A 22,622-nucleotide genomic window follows, 5' to 3' on the forward strand; every position below is an offset into this window, starting at 1 on the left:
GGGCTGCGTAACCAATAATGCATTGCGTCTAGTAGTAACTATACTCTCGTATGCCGTTAACTTATGTTGATCCCTTATGTCGGGCTTATTAATTAGAATTTCTGTACCGGGATAGCAGTACTTAGATTGATTGGAAGCTTTTCTATACACCTAAAGCAATTTCGAGCGCACGTTGGAGGAATTCCTCTTCGGATAACTCTCCCCTGAGATTTTGTAGGATTAGTTCTTCACTGCCTGTAGGTAAAGTTTGTCCTTCTATTTCAAGTGAGGCTTTCGCGTTGCGAAAAGCATAGTCAGTTGTGTCTTCGATCATAGTGACTACGTTTGGCATTATTACCCCTTCTTTCCCTAGGAGACAGTATTATTATCTCTATATTATACCCTAAAACATAGGGCATTAACACTTCTATTTGCCAAAAGGGAAGGGACAATCGTACGTCGAATATGTTCATCAACTAGATTGGACTGATACCAGTAGGAGGAATGACGAATGGATAAAGTACGATGGGGAATTATCGGCTGCGGCAATGTGACGGAAGTCAAAAGCGGCCCTGCCCTACAGAAGGTGGAAGGCTCTGAGCTTGTAGCCGTAATGCGGCGAGATGCGCATCTTGCAGAAGATTATGCGAATAGACATGGCGTAGCCAAGTGGTACGACAATGCCGAAGCGCTGGTTCATGATCCAGATGTGGATGCGATATATGTAGCAACACCCCCGGCTTTTCACCACGAATATGCTTTAATGGCCGCTCGTGCTGGGAAGCCTGTCTATGTCGAGAAGCCAATGGCGAAAAATCATCAGGAATGCTTGGATATGATAGCGGCCTGCGAAGAGGCAGGTGTGCCTTTATTTGTTGCTTATTACCGTAGAGGCTTGCCTAAATTCGTGGAAATTAAGCGGCTGCTGGACAGTGGTGTGATCGGCGATGTTCGTTTCGTACAGACCACCTATTTGCAGCAGGCTAAGGACAATCAGGGAGAAGTACTGCCTTGGCGGTTGCAGCCAGAGCTATCCGGGGGCGGGTTGTTTGTTGATTTAGCCAGTCATACGTTGGATATTCTTGATTATTTGTTAGGTCCGATCGGTGAGGTAAAAGGTTTCGCCAAGAATCAGGCCCAGCGTCATCAAGTAGAAGACATTGTGACTGCGACGTATGCGTTTGAGTCCGGCGTGATGGGGACGGGGATATGGAGCTTCAATACATGTACGCACTTGGACAAAAACGAGATTGTCGGCAGTCTGGGGAAAATGACGTTTTCCACGTTTAGCGGCGATTTGCGGATTGAGGGCTTGGACGGTCTTATCGAAGAGAAGATCATACCGAACCCGGCGCATGTGCAGCAGCCGTTAATTACGAAAGTCGTAGAGGAATTGAGAGGACTTGGCAAGAGCCCGAGCACAGGCATAACGGCCGCGAGGACGAATCGGGTGATGGATGAGCTGTTAAAAGACTTCTATCATATGACATAGGCGTGATTGCGCTTCCACTAGATGTTTACAAAAAACGTACAAATACGGATAAAACGATTGACGGAAACCCTAGACCCAATTAAACTATGGTTAATTGTGATCTATACTTAGGCGCTTCGCAGTCTGGCATCCACGCACTTTGCTCCGCGAAAGCGTTAAAGTGGTGAGCGGGCGAATTGGCCAAGTCCAACAAATAGGAACGTAGAGAGGGGTAATCAGTTTGAAAAAGAAAGCACTCGCGTCACTCGTATTATCAGCAGCACTTATGCTTGTAGCAGCAGGTTGTGGGCAAAAGGCGGCTGACAAGACTCCGGCAGCAAGCGCGCCAGCATCAACAGCACCAGCGGCAACGGCTGCAGCAGGCAAGACTTACAAAATTGCCATTTCGCAAATTGTTGAGCATCCATCCTTGGATGCTACGCGTCAAGGCTTCTTGGCAGCATTGAAGGATGCAGGAATCGTGGAAGGAACGAACCTGAAGGTTGATTTCAACAACGCACAGGGCGATCAAACGAACAACTTATCCATTGCTCAAAAAATTGCCTCCGCAGACAATGATTTGGTACTCGGTATTGCGACACCATCCGCACAAGCGGTTGTGCAGCAAGTGAAGAAAGCTCCGATTCTATTTGCAGCGGTAACTGATCCGCTTGCAGCGAAAATCGTTAGCAGTGTAGACAAGCCGGGCGGCAACGTATCTGGAGCATCCGATACGAATCCGATGGCGGTTGCTCAGTTAATGGATTTCGTGGCTACGAATATGCCGAAGATCAAAACAGTAGGTCTCGTTATCAATGAAGGGGAGCCGAATGCGGTCATCATGGCCAAAAATGCGGAAGATTCTCTGACCAAACACGGTATTAAATTGGTAAAAGCACCAGTTACGAACACATCGGAAGTTAAGCAAGCTGCTCAATCCCTTGTGGGTCGTGCAGATGCCTTCTTGATTACGCTCGATAACACGGTTGTTAGCGGCGTAGACGGTATCATTCAAATTGCGAATGACAAGCACATTCCTTTCTTCTCCAGTGATCGTGATACCGTAGAAAAGGGTGCTTTCGCAACAGTTGGCTTCAAATACTATGACCATGGCTATCAAGTTGGCCAAATGGCTGTAGACATTCTCAAAAACGGTAAGAAACCGGCAGATATGAAAGTTACTGTGCCTGAGAAGCTGGACCTGATTTTGAACCTGAAAGCAGCGAAAGCCCAAGGGGTTGAAGTGACGGATGCCATGAAAAATGCCGTCAAAGATAAAGAGAAAAACATCATTCAGTAAAGTTTAGGACACAAAAGGGGTGAACGTCACTTTCGTTCATCTCTTTTTTCAAGTTGTGAGTTTCTTTGTTTATGAGTTAGGGAGGTTTTTCAGATGATGGATTCCATGATTGGCGCTGTCGAGCTAGGTTTGCTCTATGCGCTGATGGCACTTGGCGTGTATATCACGTTTCGTATTCTCGACTTTCCGGATTTGACGGTGGATGGCAGCTTCACGACGGGCGGTGCGATTGCTGCAATCATGATTTCGAACGGATATTCGCCGATACTTGCGTGTGTGGCTGCTTTTGCAGGCGGACTTGCTGCCGGAGCATGCACGGGCTTGCTTCATACGAAGGGGAAAATTAATGGATTGCTGTCAGGCATTCTCATGATGATCGCCCTTTATTCCATTAATATGCGGATTATGGGGAAACCGAATATTTCACTGCTGGGAGCCGATACGTTATTCTCGACGATGAAGCCGATTACGGTCGTGCTTATTATTGTGATCATTTTCAAGCTGCTGTTGGATGCGTTCCTGCATACAGATTTAGGACTGTCTCTGCGAGCAACAGGGGATAATGCCCGCATGATCCGCAGTTTTGGCGCGAATACGGATCGAACAACGATTCTGGGTGTCAGTTTATCCAACGGCTTAGTTGCGCTTTCCGGTGCGTTGATTGCCCAGCAATCAGGTTTTGCCGACATTTCGATGGGGATCGGGATGATCGTTATCGGACTGGCTTCGGTCATTATCGGTGAAGCGATTTTTGGCGCTCGCACCGTATTCCAAGCGACGCTGGCTGCGGTACTCGGTTCTATCGTGTACCGTATCGTAGTGGCCTTGGCGCTCCGCGTAGAATGGCTCAAAGCTTCTGATTTGAAGCTGATCACCGCTATCATCGTTATCATTGCGCTTGTCCTGCCTTCTGTGCAGCGCTCTGTGAAGCAAAAGGCAACAGCCAAACGCCGCTCAGCGGAGCTCATCGCTCGCGCTGTGCAGCTGAATAAGGGAGGTAAACGCTGATGCTCCAGCTCTCCAATGTTTCCAAGCTTTTCAACCCTGGCTCGGCGGATGAGAAAATCGCGCTGATCGGTATTAACTTAAACCTGAAGCCCGGCGACTTCGTGACGGTCATTGGCAGCAATGGCGCCGGTAAGTCGACGCTGATGAACATCATCTCCGGCGTGATGACGCCGGATGCGGGCGAAGTGCGCATCGGCGGCGAGGTGATTCACCACCTGCCGGAGTACGAGCGCAGCCGCTGGATCGGCCGCGTCTTTCAAGATCCCATGGCGGGGACCGCTCCTCGAATGACCATCGAGGAGAATCTCGCCATGGCGTATGCCCGCGGCAAGAAGCGCGGGCTGAGCTTCGGCGTCACCGCGCGCAAGCGCAAGCTGTTCCTGGAACAGCTTCAGCGCCTCGGAATCGGCCTGGAGGGCCGTCTGCGCGCGAAGGTGGGTCTGCTCTCCGGCGGCGAGCGTCAAGCCCTCAGCTTGCTCATGGCGACGTTCACCAAGCCGCAGATTCTGCTGCTTGACGAGCACACAGCCGCGCTCGATCCCTCGCGCGCGGAGCTGATTACCCGATTGACCGAGGACATCGTGCGCGAAATGAAGCTGACCACCTTGATGGTCACGCACAACATGGAGCAGGCGATTCGGCTCGGCAATCGCCTGATCATGATGGACAAAGGCCGTATCATCCTCGATGTCAGCGAGGAGCGGAAGAAGGACCTCACCGTGGAGCAACTGCTCGGTGAGTTTGAGAACATTAGCGGCACTAAGTTAGCGGATGACCGCGTGGTGTTGGGATAAAGAACGAAAGCCTTTGGCCCAGGGGGGAGAAGTATTCCCTCAGGACCAAAGGCTTTTTGTTAATGGAGTGCGCGCGCAAACCAAGTAGAGGACTTTCATGTCTGTATCCAACGGAGTTACGTGCTAAATATTTTGCAAGAAAATAGGAGTTAAAAAAGTCCCGGAATATATGCTAATCGCAACGATACTTGAAATGATGAGTGTGAATGAGTAACCTGTATTATACAAAAAGCGAATATTCAGCAGTGGAGTTTCTACCGATAGTTCTCTCCAAATGAAGAGGAGAAGCAAGACAAAACCAACGAGCATGAAGCCCGTAATCGTCCACTTCCTCCACTCCAGTGATTGACATCTTTGCCGGATTCTCTATAATTTGAATGAAAATCCATCATACTATCTAAGAGTTTATATGTCAATAATGACATATTGAAGGAGGTCTTATGAATACCCTTTCTTATGGCTTGCTAAGCCTGCTAACGAAACACTCTCGAACAGGTTATGAACTCATGCAGCATATTCAGCCTTTTTGGCAAGCTAAACATAGCCAAATCTATCCACTGCTTGCGCAATTGGAGCAGAATGGATATGTGGAGTTCGTTCATGTCCCGCAATCAGATAAACCAGATAAAAAAGTGTACTCCATCACGAAGAAAGGCAAGGAGGCGACGAGTCTTTGGATCGCAGAGCCTACGGATGAGCCTGTAGTGCGGGACGAGCTTGCTTTAAAGGTATACTGCATTAGCCTCGTCGATAAAGAACATGCGTGGAGATTGCTTGCAGAACGCAAAGAATACTATTTGAAGAAGAAAAATCGTCTCCATTTATTATTTGATAAAATCAAGGAAGAGAGCGGCAAGCCGCTGGAGAAACTGGAAATTCACGATTCCCAGTTCGGTCCCTACGTATTGGTACAGAAGGCTATGATGAAAGTAGACGCAGATTTGTCCTGGTGCGAGTGGATGAAGAAGAAGCTTAGTTAGTGAGCGGCTCCAGCAGCCAGCCAGTTTAGATTTATTTAAGAAATTAGTTAGAAAGCATTTAGATGGGGGCGTTACACTAGGAGAGGAGTGATGATCTTAAACGGGGGTTCGATATGAGTAAAAAGTGGAGCGTGTTCTTCATTATCCTTATTGTAGGTGTTGCGATTGCCGCGGTGTTTCCCTATGTGACCTTAGATCCTGCACGCAGCCGAGCAACACTGAATCCCTCTTTTTCTTTGCACTATACGGTGCTTGTAGTTCATATTGGATTTGCCCTGGTTGCTCTGATCAGCGGCTTATTTCAATTTCCTGCGCAATTTCGCGCACGCTATCCGTCATGGCACAGAGCTCTCGGTCGTGTATATGTCGCTAGTGTTATGCTAAGCGGCTTTTTGGGGCTGGTCATCACCTTATACATCGACAGCTTTATCAAAGCGATGGCTTTTCTGACCTTGAGTATAGTCTGGCTGTTTACCACATGGAAGGGCTTCCGATTTGCAGTCAAAAGAAAGTTCCCGGAGCATCGCCTTTGGATGATCAGGAGCTATGCCGTCACCTTGGTCGCGACATCAGCGCGGTTGATCGTGCCTTTTTGCATTTTGATTTATCTCGCTATGCACGGATTTCATCTGCCGGAAGGCGGCCGTGAGCAGATGATCGCTGATATTTTAGAGGTCAACGTTTGGCTAGGGCTGCTCGTCAATCTGTTCCTTGTGGAGTGGTTTTTGCTGCGGGGCCGGAAGCTTTTGGAATGAAAGGGAACTAGGATCCGTTATTTCATCGAAAATGGCTTTATTTCCAGCTTAGGCGGAACTAGGATCCGCTAAATGTGGCCTTGCTTCTCCGAAACAGGCACATTCGGGCACTTAGCGTACTCTAGTTCCGTTTCACTCCAAATTAGCCCTTTTTTCTCGAAATAGTGTACCGTAGTTCCGTTTCATCATCTGAAGAAGGTGCCACATCTCTTAATGGCATCCACGCGCGAAATTCTTGCAAATAACAATCCACGAACTTCCATACTCCTAAGTAGAAGTCCCTAACATCCACGTCCGCCGGAATGCCATCCCAGCCTCCCAATCAGACGCTTCAACCTCCGATATCCTGAATGACCGTTTGAATCTTCTGCAGGCGAATATACTCCGACTTCTCCAGTTGAGGCCGAAAATAGGCATATAGATAGGCGGCATCGTGGAAACTTAATCCGGGGTAGCAGACGACCTCCTGTACTACATTGGGGTTATCCATGATCACCTGCCATTCCCCTGTGCGGTTCGCAGGCTCTATGGTCGTGAGGACATGCTTTTTGGCCGCTAGAGTAGCCTCAAGTTCTGCCCACACACATTCCCATGAAGGGCTGAAGTGGACTGGCTCTGGGAATAGGCGGCGGCCTTTGGCGATCGTCAGCTCAATGTCTGCAATATCTGCGTCAGTTGCGGTCTTAATGATCTCTGTCAGGCCGTCTAAGATCCGGCGGAAACCGGAATAGCCCTCGGCATGGACCTCTTTTTGAAATGCTTTTTCATCCTCGCAGGTAGGAAGGCTTTGAAAATCGGCAAATCGATGATTGGTCATACGGATATGTCCCCCCAAACAGTTCCTTTCTCCAAAATGTATCACATATTATTTCCCAAAAAAAGCCCTTACAGGACTAACGGCTGCTTTGGTTTAAATTCAGTTTATAAAAGCCCCTTATGCTAGGTGCAGGCAGACGACCGACATAACAGAGTTGATCATTTTCCGCGGACTGCATGGAGTTTGCGCAGGTGCCTTGATACCGATAGCCATTACGATAATTGGTGATATTATGCCTGTGGAGACATGAGCGAAAGGCGAGACTGCTGCCTGCCAGCACCAAAGGATATAGAGATACAAGTAGATGCGGATTCGGTGCTGAAGCTACCGGAATTCGTCTAAATGAGCTAGGAGTTGTATGTTAAAATGAGGTTAAAGCAAGTGCGACTAGATTCTAACAAAGCGAGGCTTGAGGCAGATGGCTCCCTTACTAATTGTTGATGATGACCCCTATATCCGCGAACTGGTTCGCGTCTTCATGCAGAATGAAGGCTTCGAAGTAGTCGAAGCCTCGGACGGCGCGGAAGCGCTCAAGCTGCTTGAGACCGTCCAGGTAGATATGGTGATTATGGATATTATGATGCCCAATATGGACGGCTGGGAGCTGTGCAAAGAGCTGCGGGAGCACTACGATCTCCCGCTGCTTATGCTCACAGCCAAAGGCGAGACTTCGCAGAAGGTCAAAGGCTTCGAGCTAGGTACGGACGATTATCTCGTCAAGCCATTCGAGCCTGTGGAGCTGGCGCTGCGCGTGAAGGCGCTGCTGAAGCGCTACAAAATCGCTTCGTCTCAGACTGTTCAGGTCGGGGATCTCAGCATGAATCGTAAAACGTATGAAGTCTCGGTCGGTTCTGATAGCATGACCCTGCCGCTCAAAGAATTTGAGCTGCTTTATAAGCTTGCCAGCTATCCGGGAAAAACCTTCTCCCGCGACCAGCTCATCGAGCAGATCTGGGGCTTCGATTATGAAGGCAACGAGCGGACAGTGGACGTTCATGTCAATCGGCTGCGGGAGCGGTTCCCGGAGGATCAGCATGCTTTTCGCATTGCGACGATTCGGGGACTCGGGTATCGGATGGAGGTCCTGCGATCATGAGCAGGGAAAAGCGGCAAGAACGCAGGAACTTGCGGAGGAAGGAGCACGAGCAGCGCAAGAGCATGCGAAACATGCAGTCCAGAAAGCAGCGTGTACGAGGCTTCTTCTTTGCGATAGGCATTTTTATCTTGATTATTATCTATTGGCTGGTGTCGTTTTACGGGACGTCCTGGTTATATAGCTGTCTCAATAAACGTCCTTCCGAAGTTGTGGTCCAACTCATTAACTCAGTCTGCGGAATGTTTCTCTGGGGGCTCACCATGGCGATTATGGGGCGATTCATTCAGAGCCAGCAAATGATCTTTTTTCAAAAAATGATAGCGGCCATTCGCAGCATGTCAAGGGGAGATTTCAACGTTTCTGTCGAGAATAATCCGCATAACGGCCCCTTTGTGGAATTGGTGGATTCGATCAACACGATGGCCGTAGAGCTCGGGCAGGTAGAAAAAATGAGGCAGGAATTCATCTCCAATGTCTCTCATGAAATACAGTCTCCGCTGACATCTATTAGTGGATTCTCACGGGCGCTGCAAAACGAGCAGCTATCGCCCGCAGAGCGGAAGCATTACTTGGAGATTATCGAAACGGAAAGCACAAGACTATCGAAGCTTAGCGATAATTTATTGAAGCTAACCTCGTTAGAATCACAGCATCATCCCTTTGAACCGACAAGCTACCGTCTGGATAAGCAGATTCGCAATCTTATTCTAGCCTGTGAGCCCCAGTGGGTGGACAAAGATATTGAGATGGATATTGAGCTTGAGGCGGTTACGATATCCGCTGATGAAGACCTCCTAAGTCAGGTATGGACAAATCTCATTCATAATGCTGTGAAATTTACCCCGGTAGGGGGAACGATTGGTGTCCATGTTACAAGCAGCGGTGAAAGTGCAATCATCCGAATTTCCAATAATGGCGCGTGTATTTCGGAGGAGGATTTGCCGCATATTTTTGAAAGGTTCTATAAATCCGATAAGTCGAGGAACCGAACTTCAGGCGGCAATGGACTTGGCTTGTCGATTGTGAAGAAAATTATTGAGATGCATGAAGGCTATATTGTTGTAGAAAGTGAACCAGAGAAAAACACGACCTTTATTGTCCGTTTCTCATTGCCGAAATAAGTGCATGAACAGAAATAGGGACCCCCGCTTATCTGAGATAACCGGAGGCCCCTAAGGTTCATTCATCGTATTCAATTGTACTTACACACACTCCAATCAACCAACTGACGTTGAAATTACGACAACATTACGTACCTACGGATCCTTTCCTCGAATAAACGCTATTCACATTTACCGTGTTGGATTCCCACATGTCCGATGAACGATGGCCGTTCCCGCACCTTTTCTTCCGTCGTTTGAAGGAAAAGTGGACATGTTTCGCTAACGTGGTCCAATGGACTATCCCCTTCCTAAGTTGAGGTTATCCTCGCTCCTATCCGAAGGCTGTACCAGCTGTACGGCTTGTCCTTCAAGTGAGCTTGTATTCATTATATATTAATATTTTAATATTGTAAATATTCAGAATATTCTATTATAGGCGAGTTATCCCGCCTGGTTTCCTATATGCTTTGAATTGCTCGTGTATGCGTTGTTTTTGGGCGAGAGTCTACGATTAATTTCGAAAGCAGGCGATCCACCATTTCTGATTTCAGGCAGTATGCTCATAGTAAACGCGAGAATGCCTTGTACCGGGTGCCTTGGTACGAGAGAGTTCCCAGATCGCCTTCCACGATATAGCCGAACTGCTGACGGCCAATATATAATTCAAGCCGACTCCGATCTTCGAATTCAAACGTCGCATAGTAGCTCGTGCTTGAAGTTGAATCGCCAGAGCCGCGGCTTACCTGCATTCTTTTGGCGACAACCTTGCAGGTCCGATTTTGGAGGGGGGAGGCGTTATTGGACACCCATGTTGAGAGCGACTTGATGATAATGAAGATAAAACCACCAATGACGAGAACAAAAATAAGGATAAAGACCGTAAAAAAAATGTTGCTGCCCATAGAAAAAAATCCTATGTTAAACCCAGTTGGCATGCTGTTCACTCCTTAGAAGTTTCTTAGAGGTTAGACGTATAGGTGATTGCATTTTCTATAAAAAACGTTTGACGAATCGGTAGCCAGTTTCATGAAAATCTAGCGGCTCGTTATTCTCACGTGATTGGTCATGCTTCTCTGCTCCGGTGATCCACCACATCCCGTTGCAAGCATGCTTCTTCGTCAATTGCTCGGCATAATTCTTCAATTTATCGGCGGCAGCCTGCTGATGTTTCGTTTCATCCAAAGAAATAACGGATATCTCGCTGAACTTTAGAATCTCACCATCGCCTTGACGAATACGAAAGCCCAATGTGCCTAGAATCTGGTTCTGCTCTTCGTAGACATAGAGGGATTCGTTTGGATTATCTCGCATAAAATGCAGCCTATTTTCAATGTGCAGAGGTGAAATGTCTTTACCTGTACGCGCTGAAACAAAGGTGCTGATTTCTTTGGTATCTTGGGAAGTAGCTTCACGAATGATGTACGTCATAAATAGTCCTTCTTTCTATTATCCTATGATTATGCTAATTATACCATATATTGGAACATGAGTTCTACGTTTGAACATGAAGCTGCCAAAATAGAAGGTGGATCGCACAAAAAAGGGTTGAACAGAAACGCTTCTGCTCAACCCTTTTTCATTTTTAATTCAAAAGAATTCAATTACGCTTGCGCATGAATCGTGTCCAACGTCGTGCGATCGCTAGCTTGCACGAGTTTAATGAGCAGCTCCTTCGCGGCTGCGTAATCATCCACGTGCAGGATCGACGCGGAGGTATGAATGTAACGCGCGCATACCCCGATGACGGCTGAGGGGATGCCTGTGCCCTGCACATGCACGAGGCCGGCATCTGTTCCACCCGCCGAGATGAAGTACTGATACGGGATCTTATGCGTCTCCGCCGTATCCAGAATGAACTCTACCATCCCGCGGTGGGTTATCATCGTGGGATCGAAGATACGCAGCAGCGCTCCACGTCCCAGTTGCCCGAAGGCATTGCGGTCGCCGGTCATATCCCCGGCGGCGCTGGCGTCGAGCGCGTAGAAGAGGTCCGGCGCAATGAGGTTCGCCGCCGTGCGTCCGCCGCGCACGCCGACCTCCTCCTGTACGGTTGCACCGGCGTACAGGACATTCGGGAGCTTCGTACCGTGAAGCTCCTTCATCAGTTCAATCGCCAGGCCAACGCCGTAGCGATTGTCCCAAGCTTTGGCCATAATCCGTTTCGGATTGGCCAGCGGGGTGAACGGGCAGATGGGCACAATCTGCTGCCCGAGCTTGACGCCGATGGCGAGCGCATCGGCTTTGTCTTCTGCGCCGATGTCGATGTACATCGTCTTGATGTCTGCGGGCTTGCTGCGTGACGCTTCGTCCAGCAAGTGCACGGGCACCGAGCCGATCACACCGATGATCGGCCCCTGCTCGGTCATAATCTGCACGCGCTGCGCGGGCAGCACTTGACTGAACCAGCCGCCTAGGGGCTGGAATTTGATCGTACCATGCTCGGTGATACCGCTGACGAGGAAGCCAACCTCGTCGAAGTGGCCGGCGACCATGATTCTAGGACCTGTTTCATCGCCGCGCAGGATGCCAAACAAGCTGCCGAGTCCGTCCTGGACGAACTCGTTCGTATATTTCTCTAACTCACCGCGTACAAACTTGCGGATGTCCCGTTCAAAACCGGGCGCTGCTTGCAGTTCAGTCAGTGTTCGGAATAACTCTAAAGTTTCAGTATTCATGATGGTTCCCTCGCTTTGATTCATTGTAGTTGTAAGAACATACGATGCGGATCTGAGCAATATTTTAACATAGCCAAGAAAAAGCGTGAAATCTTTCATAAGCCTATTGACTAAACTAATGTCATTAGTTATTATACTAATATAAATAGCAAACAGGAGGCGTTATAATGAAAATCACGCAAATCGGTCAGTTATATCAAATTACTTTTATGCCCAAATTATTCCCCGTTAATTGTTATTTGGTGGAGGAAGCTGAGGAGTTAACCTTAATTGATGCGGCAATGCCATTTAGTCTCAAAGGGATTCTGAAGGCGGCCGCGACGATCGGCAAACCCATTACACGCATTGTACTTACCCACGCGCATAGTGATCATATCGGTGCTCTGGATGGCTTGAAAAAGGCACTGCCGCAAGCCGTTGTCTACATTTCACGCCGAGATGGCAAGCTGCTCGCAGGCAATCAAGAGCTGGAAGCGGGCGAGCCAAATTTACCAATTAAGGGCGGCGTGCCCAAAGCAGGTGCCATCCAAACGAAACCGGATGTATACTTGGAAGATGGCGATTTGGTCGGCTCGCTGCAAGCCGTAGCGGCTCCAGGGCATACACCCGGCATGATGGCTTTCTTGGATGTTCGCAGCCGTGCGTTGATTGCAGGGGATGCTTTTCAAGTGCGCGGAGGGGGGGCCGTGTCCGGAGTGACGAAATTCTGGTTCCCCTTCCCGGCTCTGGCAACTTGGAGCAAAGAAGGGTCACTGGAGAGCGCGGTTAAACTAAGAGCACTTCAACCTAGTGTACTCGCAGTTGGTCACGGACAAATGATTGAGCGACCGCAACAAATCATGGATAAAGCTTTGGAAGAAGCATCCAAAAGCTTTCATAGCCAAACAGCAAACATCTAGAGATGAGGTAGCCAAATGGCCATTCGACAAGGACTGGATTCAGAAACCGTACTGCTAGCAGCGATCGAAATAGCAGATCAACAGGGCATCGAGCTCGTTACCTTGGCTGCATTAGCAGCAAAATTAAATGTGAAGACACCGTCTCTCTATAATCATATCAAGGGATTGCCGGATCTTAGGAAACTAATGTCTCAACGGAGTTTACAGCACATAAGAGAGGCGATGGTCGAAGCTGTGCTTGGCAAGTCCGGCGAAGACGCGCTGCTGGCTGCTGGATTCGCATATGTGAATTTTGTCAGAAAGCAGCCAGGCTTATATGATGCTATGGCGGCATTGCCGGATTTGGAAGATCCGCAAGTCAAAGAAGCGAGTACACAAGTTGTGATGTTCATACTGCGTCTGCTGGAGCCTTACCACTTAAGTGAAGAAGATGCTCTGCATGTAGTGCGCGGCTTCCGCAGCATCGTCCATGGGTTCGCTTCCCTTGAGATGAAAAACGGATTCCGTATGAATCTGGAACGGGACGAAAGCCTGAGACGGCTTTTGACGACCTATTTGCGGGGAATGGCCAAGGGGTGAATCCCTTGCAGCTTCAGGCCTAGTGGGATTTGGGGTAGGCTGTGAGAATGGTTGGCTGCTGATGTCTAAGAAAACCCAATATTACCATTAAATATCGTGCCACTATAGAGATGATAGAATTTATGATAAATAATAGTTATAAAGTATCATTTTGGAATTAAAAAGAAACTTTTTCCATTGTTGTATTGTCTAATAGTATGAAAGACCAACAAATCTACACTACTTCTCCTTTACAAGCGACAGCAGGTGTAGAGCTATGGAAAGATGGTTATTACATAGACACACATAGTGCTACTGTGAATGGAAGTGGTAAGGTAGAAGCTAAAGACTTACTAGATGCGTGTACCCATCCAAGTATCTATGATTACGATTTATATGTAACTTATTATGGTTCCCTGATGCTACTGCAAATAATATTTATGGTGCATACAAAAGTTCGCTTTTAGCGAATTGGTAGACATTATAGGAGGTAATAAAAATCAATAAGAAGCTTATTTCAATAATGAGTATTGGTGCAATTATTACTGGAATAGTTGCACTTACACCTGTATTTGCAGAATCAAATGTCCATCCTGAGAAGGGGAGTAAGGTAGTAACAGTACCGGCAGAGCAGCAACAGAAAAAGGAAGTTGTAGATCGCCTGAAAAAGTCTTGGGCGAAGGGAATAGCCAAAATTGAGCTGAGTAAAGGCGAGATGTTCAAGAATGATGAATGGGACTTAATATATGGCGTAGATGTTGATTTTCATTTTACTAACAATCTTTCAGCCACTGAATCACAATCATTCTTTATGGCGTTGGATTTGGCCAAAAAAGAGTATAAAGCTGGCGATTCTCAATATGGGATATTGTTAAATAAAGATCATAAATCGGCTAGAATTATTTGGGAGCGTGCCAATGGAGGTTTCCATATTGCAGATATAGCCATAAAAACCCAAACTGCGACTTTAGAAAAAGATCCAAACGTAAGCAAGAATCCAGTTTGGTCGTTAATAAGCCAAGAAGAATTACAGTAACTTTATATTAATATATTGAAATCATATATAATGCCAGCCTTTATTCATTAGAGGCTGGCATTAATAATGCTTGGCTCCCCAACTCACCGTTCTTAAATGTCAAGTCTACAACTTTTTTTCTTTGTCTAATACTTTACTTTCTCAGTCCACAACTTTATTTTCTTCAGACAGCTGAGAGCATGAGAGCATGAGAGCATGAGAGCACGAGAGTATGAAAGTATGAAAATGTGAAATTGCTGAAACAGTGAAACATAGAAAGGCGACAAAAGCACTAACCAGAAGCACTAGAAGCATCGAAAGTACCAGAATCATTAAAAGTACCCAAAGCCTCGAGAACACCGATAGCACCCACAGTATCTAAAGCAACAAAAGTACTGAAACTATTAAAAGAACCAAGAGCATCAGCAGTACCAACGAAAAGCACCCAAAGCAACAAAAGCAACAAAAGTAACAAAAGCACTGAAAGCACTGAAAGCACTGAAAGCACTGAAAGCACTGAAAGCACTGAAAGCACTGAAAGCACCCAAGTACTGAAACTATCAAAAGCACCAAGAGCATCAGCAGCATCAACAGCATCAACCAAAAGTATCAAAAGCACCCAAAGTATCCGAAGCATCAGAAGCATCAGAAGCACCAGAAGCAATGAAGGCACTCAAAGCACTCAAAGCACCGAAACCATCGAAACCATCGAAAGTACTGAAAAAGCACCGAGAGCATCTACAGCACCCACCCACCCCAAGCGCCCAAACCACCAAAAACCTGCAAAAATGCAGTTTTTCTTCACGAAATCGACGGAAAAATGGAAAAGCCTGCAATTGTGCAGGAATTTCAAGCTTTTTTGCTCTGAAATCAAAAAAGAGACTCAAAAGCCTGCAGAAATGCAGGAATTTTATTAAAAAGGGTTATTCCAAGAGTAAAAAGATGCACAATTGCAGGTTTCCCAAAAAGTCTAGCCGCACATTTCGCTGAAGCCCCGAATTTTAGCCAAATGCCGCAGCCGGCAGTCTCGCAAATGTCGTGACGTTAGCGGTTTTCTGCGATTTGACACTCTTCAACCGGCAGGCCGGAATCTACATAGCCCAAATCGACGGCACGCCATAAGTAGAGCGAGGCGAAGCTGCGGTAAGGTGCCCACCCCGGTGCGATTTGTCCCAAATAATTGCCGTCCTTGCGTTCCTCCAGCTGGTGCAGCCAGCGAGCTGCGCGCTGAAGGCCTGCATCTCCGATGGACATGACATCGGATCGGCCCAGCGCAAAAATCATGAACATTTCCGCCGTCCAGACGCCAATGCCTTTGACGCTTGTAAGCTGCTTCAGCAGCTCGGCGTTATCCAGTTCATGCAGGCGATCCAAGTTCACTTCGCCGCTTACGATTTTAGTGCTGAGATCGCGGATATAGCGGATTTTGGGGAATGAGACACCGCATGCTCGTATAGCAGTTTCATCGGCAGCGAGTACTAATTCGGGCGTGAATGCCGGTATGACAAGCTTGACTCTGGCTTTGATGGTCGCGGCTGCTTTGGCGGATAATTGCTGAGAAATAATCGACATTGCCAATGATTCATAAGGAAATGGGCTTGGTGTCAGCGTTCGCTCACCGATAAGGTGAATTAGCTGCGCTAGACGACTATCGGCTTGGCATAAAGCGAGGATAGCGGGGTGTTCTGTATGTAGGCGAATGGATGAAGCGGTTGGAACAGGCAGCAGTTGTTCTCCGGAAGATTGTGTCTCCATGCAGCGGCAAACCTCCTATCTTAATTGATGGATTAGTCCTATTGAATGCTAGTGTAGTAATACATACGATGGCTTAAAAGAATTGTTGCGCTGAAACGAACTGCTTGTTCCTTCAAGCTGATTCTATCGATCGAGAGGATGCAAAGCTCATGTATCTCGCCGTGTTTAACTTTTTGAATGCGCTTTTAGTATAATGTAAAGATAAAGGCGTTGCAGAGAAGGAGCGGGGGAAGCGGATGGTAGACGAAATGGGTAAGCAGTTGTCGGTTTCGCGCAGGAATGTGGGGATTTTTGCCCATGTCGATGCGGGGAAGACAACAACAACGGAGCATCTTCTTTATCATAGCGGACGAATACGTGCCTTAGGCAGTGTAGATAGCGGTACGGCGCAAACGGATTCCATGGATGTGGAACGGGAGCGGGGAATTTCGGTGCGCAGTGCGACGACGGCTTTTTCGTGGAAAGAGACGTTTATTAATTTGGTAGATACGCCGGGCCACGTGGATTTCTTATCCGAAGTGGAGCGCTCTCTGCGGGTGATGGACGGCGCGATTCTAATTGTTTCTGCGGTGGAAGGCGTGCAGTCGCAAACGGAAATGATTTGGCATGCGCTGCAATCGTTGCAGATTCCAACCTTACTGTATGTGAATAAAATGGATCGCATCGGCGCGGACCCAGCGCGCGTGCTGCAAGAGATCCACAAGCAACTGACGCCGATGGCGGTGCCGATCTATGCGCCGCTTGGCATAGAGGACACGTTCCGCGGTGCGGTGAACGTGCTGGCAGAGGGCGCGCCAAGCGCGCCCACGCCCGGCTTCGACCTCGCAGCAGCGGTCGAAAAGCTGTCCGAGCTCGACGAGCCGCTGCTGTCGAGCTATATCGAAGGCGTGCCCATTCCGGCACGCGAGGTGAAGACGACCCTGCAGCGGTACGCGCGGCAGGGGTTGGCTTATCCTTTGCTGGTGGGAGCCTCCAGCAAAGGGATTGGCATCGAGGAGCTGATGGAAGCGATCCTCGATTATTTGCCCGGGCCGAGCGGCAGCGCGGAGCAGCCGCTTTCGGCCGTGGTGTTCAAGGTCGAGCGGGACAAGACCATGGGGCGCATGGCCTACGTCCGCGTCTACGAGGGGACGATCCGCAACCGGGACACCCTCTTCAATGCCACGCGTGGCGTGGAGGAGAAGGTGACCCAGATTCGCAAAATCGATGGCCGCCGCGCCGAAGATATCGGGTTGGTGGCGGCAGGCGATATCGCTGCCGTCTGCGGCTTGACGCAGGTGCGGATCGGCGATGTGCTAGGCCGGCCCGAGGCCGTGCCGCCAGCACCCCGGCTGGCTGTGCCGCTGTTGACTGTGCAGGTGCATGCCCAGAGCGATGCTCAGTATCCGGCGCTTGTCGCCGCTTTGCAGGAGCTAACCGACGAAGACCCGCTGCTGGATTTGCAGTGGCTCCAAGAAGAGCGGGAGCTGCATGTGAAAGTTATGGGCGCGATCCAGCTCGAGATCCTGACGAGTTTGCTCGACTCTCGCTTCGGACTGCAAGCAAGGTTCGATCAGCCTTCCGTGATTTACAAAGAAACGCCTTCGAAGTCCGGCGAAGGCTTCATTGCTTATACGATGCCCAAGCCTTGCTGGGCCATCCTGCGCTTTCAGATCGAGCCCGGCGAACCGGGAAGCGGGCTCGTGTACCAGTCGCTGGTCCGGGGCGAGCAGTTGCTCGCGCAGTACCAGAACGAAGTGGAGCGCCGCGTACCGGAGGCGCTTCAGCAAGGGCTGCTCGGCTGGGAAGTCACCGACCTGAAAGTGACGCTTACGTACGGCGAGCATCACGTGTGGCACACCCATCCGCTCGATTTTGCCGTAGCCACGCCGATGGGCCTCATGCAAGGTCTCGCGGAGACGGGGACGAAGCTGCTTGAGCCGATGCTGCAAGTGCGGATTACCGTTCCAGAAGCCTACGGCGGCAAGGTGCTGAGCGACTTGGTGCAGATGCGTGCGATCTTCGATCCGCCGCAAATTAGCGGCGACCGTTTCGTCGTGGAAGGCCGACTTCCCGCAGCTACCTCCTTGGACTATCCGGTGAAGCTTAGCGCCATGTCAGGGGGCAGGGGCGTGATTACGTCCTCCTTCGGCGGGTATCAGCCAAGTCCGCCGGATGTGCAGGCCGAGCGCAAGCGGCGGGGGGTTAATCCACTCGATCAGTCCAAGTATATTTTGGCTGTCCGCAAGGCCTTATCGACGTAAAAGGGGATGTCTGCTCATTGACAGAGGGCATTCCCCTCGATACAATGAGGATAAGTTAATACATGTGTGACGGAGAACGGGAGACTCACTTAGATTGCCAATTGCATATAATTGGCAGTTCTTGGTGAGTTTTTTTATTGTTTTATCCGTTAAGGACTGAGGAAGAGGCGAAGATCATGTCATTGCAAGCGCAGCGAATTTTGCCGGCAATACGAAAGATGAAGGACTTGGAGAAGCTCTTGAAGTCGTCTTTTACCTACATTGTGCTGCTCGACAGCCATATTGGGCAATTGAAAAATATTGTGGATCTGGGCAGGGCGAGCGGGAAGAAGCTGCTGCTGCATGCGGACTTGATTGAAGGGCTGAAAAACGATGAGTACGCAGCAGAATTTCTGTGCCAAAGCATTCGTCCGGCAGGCATCATTTCGACGCGGGGGAATGTGATTACGAAAACCAAACAGAATGGCCTCATCGCCATTCAGCGGCTTTTTCTCTTAGACAGCAGTGCCTTGGACAAAAGCTACAGCTTGCTGGAGAGGACGCAGCCCGATTATATTGAGGTGCTTCCCGGCGTCATTCCGCACATCATCAGTGAAGTGAAGGAACGGGCGGGGATTCCCATTTTTGCCGGAGGCCTCATCCGCTCGGTGGAAGATGTTGAGCTTGCGCTAGGAGCTGGAGCCACCGCGGTGACGACGTCCAAAACGGAGCTTTGGCAGCACTATCAGCAACGATCCTGAAACATTTGGAGGCATGACAATGACAGCCGCAGGGGCTAAACCTTCTTATATCCTTTCCCTTGACCAGGGAACAACGAGCTCTAGAGCGATTTTATTTGATCAAAAAGGGAGTATTGTGCATACCGCGCAGCAGGAATTCAAGCAATTTTTTCCGAAGCCAGGCTGGGTAGAGCACGATGCGAATGAAATATGGCTATCCATTCAGGGTGTGATGGCGGCGGTTTTATCCGAAACAGGGGTGCAGCCGCCTGAAATTGCGGGGATTGGCATTACGAACCAGCGGGAAACCGCGGTTGTCTGGGATCGGCATACCGGCATGCCTGTCTACCATGCCATCGTATGGCAGTCGCGCCAGACGGCGGATATTTGCGAAGCGTTGAAGGCTGAGGGGCTTAACGATCTGTTTCGTGAGCGAACAGGGCTGCTGATTGATGCTTATTTTTCGGGGACGAAGATCAAGTGGATTCTGGACCATGTAGAAGGCGCCCGTGAGAAGGCATTGCGTGGGGATTTACTATTTGGCACGATGGACACGTGGCTGATTTGGAAGCTGACAGGCGGCAAGGCGCATGTGACGGATTATTCAAACGCTTCGCGCACGCTTATCTACAATATTCACGAGTTGAAGTGGGATGAGGAGCTGCTTGATCATTTGGACATTCCGGCGGTGATGCTGCCTGAGGTTCGCTCTTCCTCTGAGGTGTACGGCTATACGCAGGAGAGCCTCTTTTTCGGATCGGCGATTCCGATTGCAGGTGCGGCGGGAGATCAGCAGGCGGCTTTGTTCGGGCAGGCGTGTTTTGACAAAGGCATGGCGAAGAACACGTATGGCACGGGTTGCTTTATGCTGATGAATACCGGCAATCACGCGATTCCTTCGCGCAGCGGCCTTCTGACGACAATTGCCTGGGGCTTGAACGGAAAAGTCGAATATGCGCTGGAAGGCAGCATTTTCGTGGCGGGATCGGCGATTCAGTGGCTGCGTGACGGACTGCGCATGATTAAGTCTGCGAAGGACACGGAGGATTACGCGAAAAGGGTGACGTCAACGGATGGCGTGTATGTCGTTCCGGCCTTTGTTGGGCTGGGGACTCCCTACTGGGATAGTGATGTGCGAGGCGCGATATTCGGCCTGACACGCGGCACGTCCAAAGAACACTTCATACGGGCGACGCTGGAATCTCTCGCTTATCAGACCAAGGATGTCTTGCAAGCGATGGAGGATGACTCGGGCATTGAGCTGACGAAGCTGCGGGTTGATGGTGGTGCTGTGAAGAACGACTTCCTGATGCAGTTCCAAAGCGATATGCTGGGTGTCACTGTAGAACGCCCGATGATCAGTGAGACGACAGCGCTTGGAGCGGCTTTTCTAGCCGGCTTGGCGGTCGGGTTCTGGAAGGATCAAGCGGAGATTGCCGCTCAGTGGCAGGTGGATCATGCCTTCGAGCAAACGATGGCGGGTGAGCAGCAAGCTAAGCTGTATCAAGGCTGGAAAAAAGCAGTAAATGCCGCAATGGCTTTTAAATAATCCAAAGCAATGATATACTATTTTATAACAAGTTAATATTCGGTTGGAGACTGGGAGAAGCCATAGCGGCCTACGCGTGTGAACGTGTTAGGTGTGTTGTGGCTTCTTTATTTTTTATATACGCGAGGAGAGATTCAGATGACAATGGAACAAAAATATACACAGACTGTGGTTGGCGCGAACGGATTTAATGGGCTGCAACGAGCAGAGATTCTGCAAGCCATGGCGAAACAGCCCTTGGATTTAATCGTTATTGGCGGGGGGATTACAGGTGCGGGTATTGCTTTGGATGCTCAAAGCAGGGGGCTTCGCACCGCGCTGATCGACATGCAGGATTTCGCGGCAGGGACGTCGAGCCGTTCGACGAAATTGGTTCACGGGGGGCTTCGCTACCTGAAGCAATTGGACGTTAAGGTCGTTGCCGAGGTCGGCAAAGAACGCGCCATTGTTTATGAGAATGGCCCTCATGTAACGACGCCGGAATGGATGCTGCTGCCTTTTTATAAAGGAGGCACGTTCGGTAAATTTTCTACATCGCTAGGTTTGCGGGTGTATGATTTCTTGGCTGGTGTCAAAAGGTCGGAACGGCGCAAGATGTTTCGCCCTGATCAGACGCTTTCCCATGAGCCGCTTTTGAAGGAGAAGAATCTGAAAGGCGGCGGCTATTATGTGGAATATCGGACGGATGATGCACGCTTAACTATCGAAGTGATGAAAAAAGCCGTCGAGCTTGGCGTTATGGCTGTAAACTATGCCAAGGTCGAAGAGCTGCTCGTAGAGAATGGCAAGCTGGTCGGCGTGCGCGTGGTCGATCAGATGAGCGGCGGGAAGGATTCATATTCGCTGTATGCCAGTAAAATTGTGAATGCTGCTGGTCCATGGGTGGACACCTTGCGCGAGATGGATAAATCCAAGCAAGGCAAGACGCTGCACTTGACCAAAGGCGTGCATCTGGTGTTTGATCAGAGCAAGTTTCCGCTGCGGCAGGCGATTTATTTTGATACGCCGGACGGAAGAATGGTGTTTGCCATCCCGCGGGACGGCAAAACCTACATCGGAACGACGGATACCAATTATAAAGGGGATATTGTGAATCCCCGTATTACGGTTGCAGATCGCGCTTATGTGCTGCGCGCCGCGAACGAGATGTTTCCGTCCCTTGAGCTGACGGAAGCGGATGTTGAATCGAGCTGGAGCGGGCTGCGCCCTCTGATTCATCAAGAGGGCAAGGACCCTTCCGAGATTTCGCGCCGCGACGAAATCTTCGTGTCGGACTCCGGCCTCATTTCGATGGCCGGGGGCAAGCTGACCGGCTACCGCAAAATGGCGGAGTCGGTCGTCGACAAGATCGCCGCCATGCTGCTGGCGGAGGGCAAGGTCTCGGCGGCGCTGCCGCCAAGCCGCACCCGGATGCTGCCGATCTCTGGCGGCGATGTGGGCGGCTCTGCGAAGCTAGCGTCGTTCTTGCAGGGCAAGATCAGCCAAGGCCAGCGGCTGGGGCTGACGAAGCCAGAGGCAGCGCTGCTTGCGCACCGCTACGGCTCCAACGTGGACGCCGTCTACGAGCTGCTGGAGCAGCACCGGGATGAGGCGGCGCGGCGCGGCATGCCGGCCGCCGTGCTCGCTGCGCTCGTATACGCGGTGGAGCGCGAGATGGTCGTGAAGCCGGCGGATTTCTTCATCCGCCGCACGGGTGCCCTCTTCTTCGACATCGCGTGGGCGAAGAAGTGGAAGGCGCCGGCAGTCGCCTTCCTGGCAGAGCGCTTCGGCTGGGACGAAGCGCAGACTAAGGCTTATGCAGCCGAGCTGGAGCGGCTGCTCCATGAAGCGGTGAACCCGCTGGAAGCTTAGGCTCCAGTATGTAATTACAAAATATAGAAATATTTATTTTTTAGAATTGACATAT

Annotated in this window: 23 protein-coding genes; 15 read left to right on the forward strand and 8 right to left on the reverse strand. The window is 49.8% G+C overall.

From position 1 onward, the window contains the following. Positions 1 to 142: 142 nt before the first annotated feature. On the reverse strand, positions 143 to 331 hold the full coding sequence (locus HQN90_RS17020) for an antitoxin VbhA family protein (protein WP_173220804.1): 189 nt from the start codon (positions 329 to 331) through the stop codon (positions 143 to 145). 159 nt (positions 332 to 490) lie between these two features. Here HQN90_RS17020 and HQN90_RS17025 point away from each other — a divergent pair, with 159 nt between their 5' ends. The 6 genes from HQN90_RS17025 to HQN90_RS17050 all read left to right on the forward strand — a co-directional run bounded on the left by HQN90_RS17025 (position 491) and on the right by HQN90_RS17050 (position 6,287). Continuing rightward, the gene (locus tag HQN90_RS17025) at positions 491 to 1,471 is read left to right on the forward strand and encodes a Gfo/Idh/MocA family protein (RefSeq protein ID WP_173220806.1); all 981 of its coding nucleotides are present in this window, start codon (positions 491 to 493) and stop codon (positions 1,469 to 1,471) included. A 220-nt stretch (positions 1,472 to 1,691) separates the two neighbouring features. Then, positions 1,692 to 2,750, forward strand: a complete 1,059-nt coding sequence (locus HQN90_RS17030) for an ABC transporter substrate-binding protein (RefSeq protein WP_246362517.1) — start codon at positions 1,692 to 1,694, stop codon at positions 2,748 to 2,750. A 93-nt stretch (positions 2,751 to 2,843) separates the two neighbouring features. After that, a complete protein-coding gene (locus HQN90_RS17035) occupies positions 2,844 to 3,758 on the forward strand; it encodes an ABC transporter permease (protein ID WP_173220808.1) in 915 nt (304 codons plus the stop codon). After that, positions 3,758 to 4,552 (forward strand): ABC transporter ATP-binding protein, encoded by a 795-nt coding sequence (locus HQN90_RS17040; protein WP_173220810.1) that lies wholly within the window; start codon positions 3,758 to 3,760, stop codon positions 4,550 to 4,552. Before HQN90_RS17035 ends, HQN90_RS17040 begins: the two co-directional genes overlap by 1 nt. Before the next feature lie 440 nt (positions 4,553 to 4,992). Continuing rightward, the gene (locus tag HQN90_RS17045; protein WP_173220812.1) at positions 4,993 to 5,532 is read left to right on the forward strand and encodes a PadR family transcriptional regulator; all 540 of its coding nucleotides are present in this window, start codon (positions 4,993 to 4,995) and stop codon (positions 5,530 to 5,532) included. A 113-nt stretch (positions 5,533 to 5,645) separates the two neighbouring features. Beyond that, positions 5,646 to 6,287, forward strand: coding sequence for a DUF2306 domain-containing protein (locus tag HQN90_RS17050; RefSeq protein WP_173220814.1), 642 nt, complete (start codon positions 5,646 to 5,648; stop codon positions 6,285 to 6,287). 331 nt (positions 6,288 to 6,618) lie between these two features. On the opposite strand, the gene HQN90_RS17055 is transcribed toward HQN90_RS17050, so the two are convergent. Further along, positions 6,619 to 7,104, reverse strand: coding sequence for a hypothetical protein (locus HQN90_RS17055; RefSeq protein WP_173220816.1), 486 nt, complete (start codon positions 7,102 to 7,104; stop codon positions 6,619 to 6,621). Positions 7,105 to 7,522: 418 nt separating this feature from the next. Here HQN90_RS17055 and HQN90_RS17060 point away from each other — a divergent pair, with 418 nt between their 5' ends. Both HQN90_RS17060 and HQN90_RS17065 read left to right on the forward strand, forming a co-directional pair. Beyond that, the gene (locus tag HQN90_RS17060; RefSeq protein ID WP_173220818.1) at positions 7,523 to 8,200 is read left to right on the forward strand and encodes a response regulator transcription factor; all 678 of its coding nucleotides are present in this window, start codon (positions 7,523 to 7,525) and stop codon (positions 8,198 to 8,200) included. Further along, entirely contained in the window at positions 8,197 to 9,321 is a 1,125-nt protein-coding gene (locus tag HQN90_RS17065; RefSeq protein WP_173220820.1) for a HAMP domain-containing sensor histidine kinase, read from the forward strand. The genes HQN90_RS17060 and HQN90_RS17065 overlap by 4 nt, the downstream gene beginning before the upstream one ends. 542 nt (positions 9,322 to 9,863) lie before the next feature. Here HQN90_RS17065 and HQN90_RS17070 read toward each other — a convergent pair. The 3 genes from HQN90_RS17070 to HQN90_RS17080 all read right to left on the reverse strand — a co-directional run bounded on the left by HQN90_RS17070 (position 9,864) and on the right by HQN90_RS17080 (position 11,978). Next, a complete protein-coding gene (locus HQN90_RS17070; RefSeq protein WP_246362519.1) occupies positions 9,864 to 10,238 on the reverse strand; it encodes a DUF2500 domain-containing protein in 375 nt (124 codons plus the stop codon). Between the two features lie 55 nt (positions 10,239 to 10,293). Then, positions 10,294 to 10,731, reverse strand: a complete 438-nt coding sequence (locus HQN90_RS17075; protein WP_173220822.1) for a GNAT family N-acetyltransferase — start codon at positions 10,729 to 10,731, stop codon at positions 10,294 to 10,296. 173 nt (positions 10,732 to 10,904) lie between these two features. Continuing rightward, positions 10,905 to 11,978, reverse strand: coding sequence for a M42 family metallopeptidase (locus tag HQN90_RS17080; RefSeq protein ID WP_173220824.1), 1,074 nt, complete (start codon positions 11,976 to 11,978; stop codon positions 10,905 to 10,907). 167 nt (positions 11,979 to 12,145) lie between these two features. Between HQN90_RS17080 and HQN90_RS17085 the strand changes: the two genes are divergently transcribed. From HQN90_RS17085 to HQN90_RS17095, 3 genes are all read left to right on the forward strand, one after another. Then, positions 12,146 to 12,877: an MBL fold metallo-hydrolase gene (locus tag HQN90_RS17085; protein WP_173220826.1), complete on the forward strand. Its 732-nt coding sequence runs from the start codon at positions 12,146 to 12,148 to the stop codon at positions 12,875 to 12,877. 15 nt (positions 12,878 to 12,892) lie between these two features. Beyond that, on the forward strand, positions 12,893 to 13,456 hold the full coding sequence (locus HQN90_RS17090; RefSeq protein WP_173220828.1) for a TetR/AcrR family transcriptional regulator: 564 nt from the start codon (positions 12,893 to 12,895) through the stop codon (positions 13,454 to 13,456). 502 nt (positions 13,457 to 13,958) lie between these two features. Next, positions 13,959 to 14,471 carry a hypothetical protein gene (locus HQN90_RS17095; RefSeq protein ID WP_173220830.1) on the forward strand — a complete coding sequence of 171 codons (513 nt, stop codon included), beginning with the start codon at positions 13,959 to 13,961 and terminating at the stop codon, positions 14,469 to 14,471. 271 nt (positions 14,472 to 14,742) lie between these two features. On the opposite strand, the gene HQN90_RS17100 is transcribed toward HQN90_RS17095, so the two are convergent. The 3 genes from HQN90_RS17100 to HQN90_RS17110 form a co-directional block, all read right to left on the reverse strand. Next, entirely contained in the window at positions 14,743 to 15,054 is a 312-nt protein-coding gene (locus HQN90_RS17100) for a hypothetical protein (RefSeq protein ID WP_173220832.1), read from the reverse strand. Continuing rightward, positions 15,047 to 15,337, reverse strand: a complete 291-nt coding sequence (locus HQN90_RS17105; protein ID WP_173220834.1) for a hypothetical protein — start codon at positions 15,335 to 15,337, stop codon at positions 15,047 to 15,049. Before HQN90_RS17105 ends, HQN90_RS17100 begins: the two co-directional genes overlap by 8 nt. Positions 15,338 to 15,494: 157 nt before the next feature. Then, the gene (locus HQN90_RS17110) at positions 15,495 to 16,205 is read right to left on the reverse strand and encodes a DNA-3-methyladenine glycosylase family protein (protein ID WP_173220836.1); all 711 of its coding nucleotides are present in this window, start codon (positions 16,203 to 16,205) and stop codon (positions 15,495 to 15,497) included. Positions 16,206 to 16,441: 236 nt separating this feature from the next. Between HQN90_RS17110 and HQN90_RS17115 the strand changes: the two genes are divergently transcribed. The 4 genes from HQN90_RS17115 (at position 16,442) to HQN90_RS17130 (ending at position 22,567) form a co-directional block, all read left to right on the forward strand. Further along, a complete protein-coding gene (locus tag HQN90_RS17115; RefSeq protein ID WP_246362521.1) occupies positions 16,442 to 18,448 on the forward strand; it encodes a GTP-binding protein in 2,007 nt (668 codons plus the stop codon). A 176-nt stretch (positions 18,449 to 18,624) separates the two neighbouring features. Then, positions 18,625 to 19,188, forward strand: coding sequence for a glycerol-3-phosphate responsive antiterminator (locus HQN90_RS17120; protein ID WP_079415384.1), 564 nt, complete (start codon positions 18,625 to 18,627; stop codon positions 19,186 to 19,188). 19 nt (positions 19,189 to 19,207) lie between these two features. Continuing rightward, a complete protein-coding gene (glpK, locus tag HQN90_RS17125; RefSeq protein WP_173220838.1) occupies positions 19,208 to 20,716 on the forward strand; it encodes a glycerol kinase GlpK in 1,509 nt (502 codons plus the stop codon). 138 nt (positions 20,717 to 20,854) lie between these two features. Next, the gene (locus HQN90_RS17130) at positions 20,855 to 22,567 is read left to right on the forward strand and encodes a glycerol-3-phosphate dehydrogenase/oxidase (protein ID WP_420851056.1); all 1,713 of its coding nucleotides are present in this window, start codon (positions 20,855 to 20,857) and stop codon (positions 22,565 to 22,567) included. The last annotated feature ends 55 nt before the right edge of the window (positions 22,568 to 22,622 follow it).

Origin of the sequence: Paenibacillus alba (assembly GCF_013204855.1) — a bacterium.
Lineage (GTDB): Bacteria > Bacillota > Bacilli > Paenibacillales > NBRC-103111 > Paenibacillus_E > Paenibacillus_E alba.

What these genes read in the sequence shown, in the direction of transcription:
- HQN90_RS17050 (WP_173220814.1), top strand. Translation starts at nt 5,646, where the DNA reads ATGAGTAAAAAGTGGAGCGTGTTCTTCATTATCCTTATTGTAGGTGTT.
- HQN90_RS17090 (WP_173220828.1), top strand. Translation starts at nt 12,893, where the DNA reads ATGGCCATTCGACAAGGACTGGATTCAGAAACCGTACTGCTAGCAGCG.
- HQN90_RS17110 (WP_173220836.1), bottom strand. Translation starts at nt 16,205, where the DNA reads ATGGAGACACAATCTTCCGGAGAACAACTGCTGCCTGTTCCAACCGCT.
- HQN90_RS17060 (WP_173220818.1), top strand. Translation starts at nt 7,523, where the DNA reads ATGGCTCCCTTACTAATTGTTGATGATGACCCCTATATCCGCGAACTG.
- HQN90_RS17035 (WP_173220808.1), top strand. Translation starts at nt 2,844, where the DNA reads ATGATGGATTCCATGATTGGCGCTGTCGAGCTAGGTTTGCTCTATGCG.
- HQN90_RS17130 (WP_420851056.1), top strand. Translation starts at nt 20,855, where the DNA reads ATGACAATGGAACAAAAATATACACAGACTGTGGTTGGCGCGAACGGA.
- HQN90_RS17025 (WP_173220806.1), top strand. Translation starts at nt 491, where the DNA reads ATGGATAAAGTACGATGGGGAATTATCGGCTGCGGCAATGTGACGGAA.
- glpK (WP_173220838.1), top strand. Translation starts at nt 19,208, where the DNA reads ATGACAGCCGCAGGGGCTAAACCTTCTTATATCCTTTCCCTTGACCAG.
- HQN90_RS17045 (WP_173220812.1), top strand. Translation starts at nt 4,993, where the DNA reads ATGAATACCCTTTCTTATGGCTTGCTAAGCCTGCTAACGAAACACTCT.
- HQN90_RS17065 (WP_173220820.1), top strand. Translation starts at nt 8,197, where the DNA reads ATGAGCAGGGAAAAGCGGCAAGAACGCAGGAACTTGCGGAGGAAGGAG.
- HQN90_RS17115 (WP_246362521.1), top strand. Translation starts at nt 16,442, where the DNA reads ATGGTAGACGAAATGGGTAAGCAGTTGTCGGTTTCGCGCAGGAATGTG.
- HQN90_RS17085 (WP_173220826.1), top strand. Translation starts at nt 12,146, where the DNA reads ATGAAAATCACGCAAATCGGTCAGTTATATCAAATTACTTTTATGCCC.
- HQN90_RS17120 (WP_079415384.1), top strand. Translation starts at nt 18,625, where the DNA reads ATGTCATTGCAAGCGCAGCGAATTTTGCCGGCAATACGAAAGATGAAG.
- HQN90_RS17020 (WP_173220804.1), bottom strand. Translation starts at nt 331, where the DNA reads ATGCCAAACGTAGTCACTATGATCGAAGACACAACTGACTATGCTTTT.
- HQN90_RS17075 (WP_173220822.1), bottom strand. Translation starts at nt 10,731, where the DNA reads ATGACGTACATCATTCGTGAAGCTACTTCCCAAGATACCAAAGAAATC.
- HQN90_RS17040 (WP_173220810.1), top strand. Translation starts at nt 3,758, where the DNA reads ATGCTCCAGCTCTCCAATGTTTCCAAGCTTTTCAACCCTGGCTCGGCG.
- HQN90_RS17095 (WP_173220830.1), top strand. Translation starts at nt 13,959, where the DNA reads ATGAGTATTGGTGCAATTATTACTGGAATAGTTGCACTTACACCTGTA.
- HQN90_RS17055 (WP_173220816.1), bottom strand. Translation starts at nt 7,104, where the DNA reads ATGACCAATCATCGATTTGCCGATTTTCAAAGCCTTCCTACCTGCGAG.
- HQN90_RS17080 (WP_173220824.1), bottom strand. Translation starts at nt 11,978, where the DNA reads ATGAATACTGAAACTTTAGAGTTATTCCGAACACTGACTGAACTGCAA.
- HQN90_RS17070 (WP_246362519.1), bottom strand. Translation starts at nt 10,238, where the DNA reads ATGCCAACTGGGTTTAACATAGGATTTTTTTCTATGGGCAGCAACATT.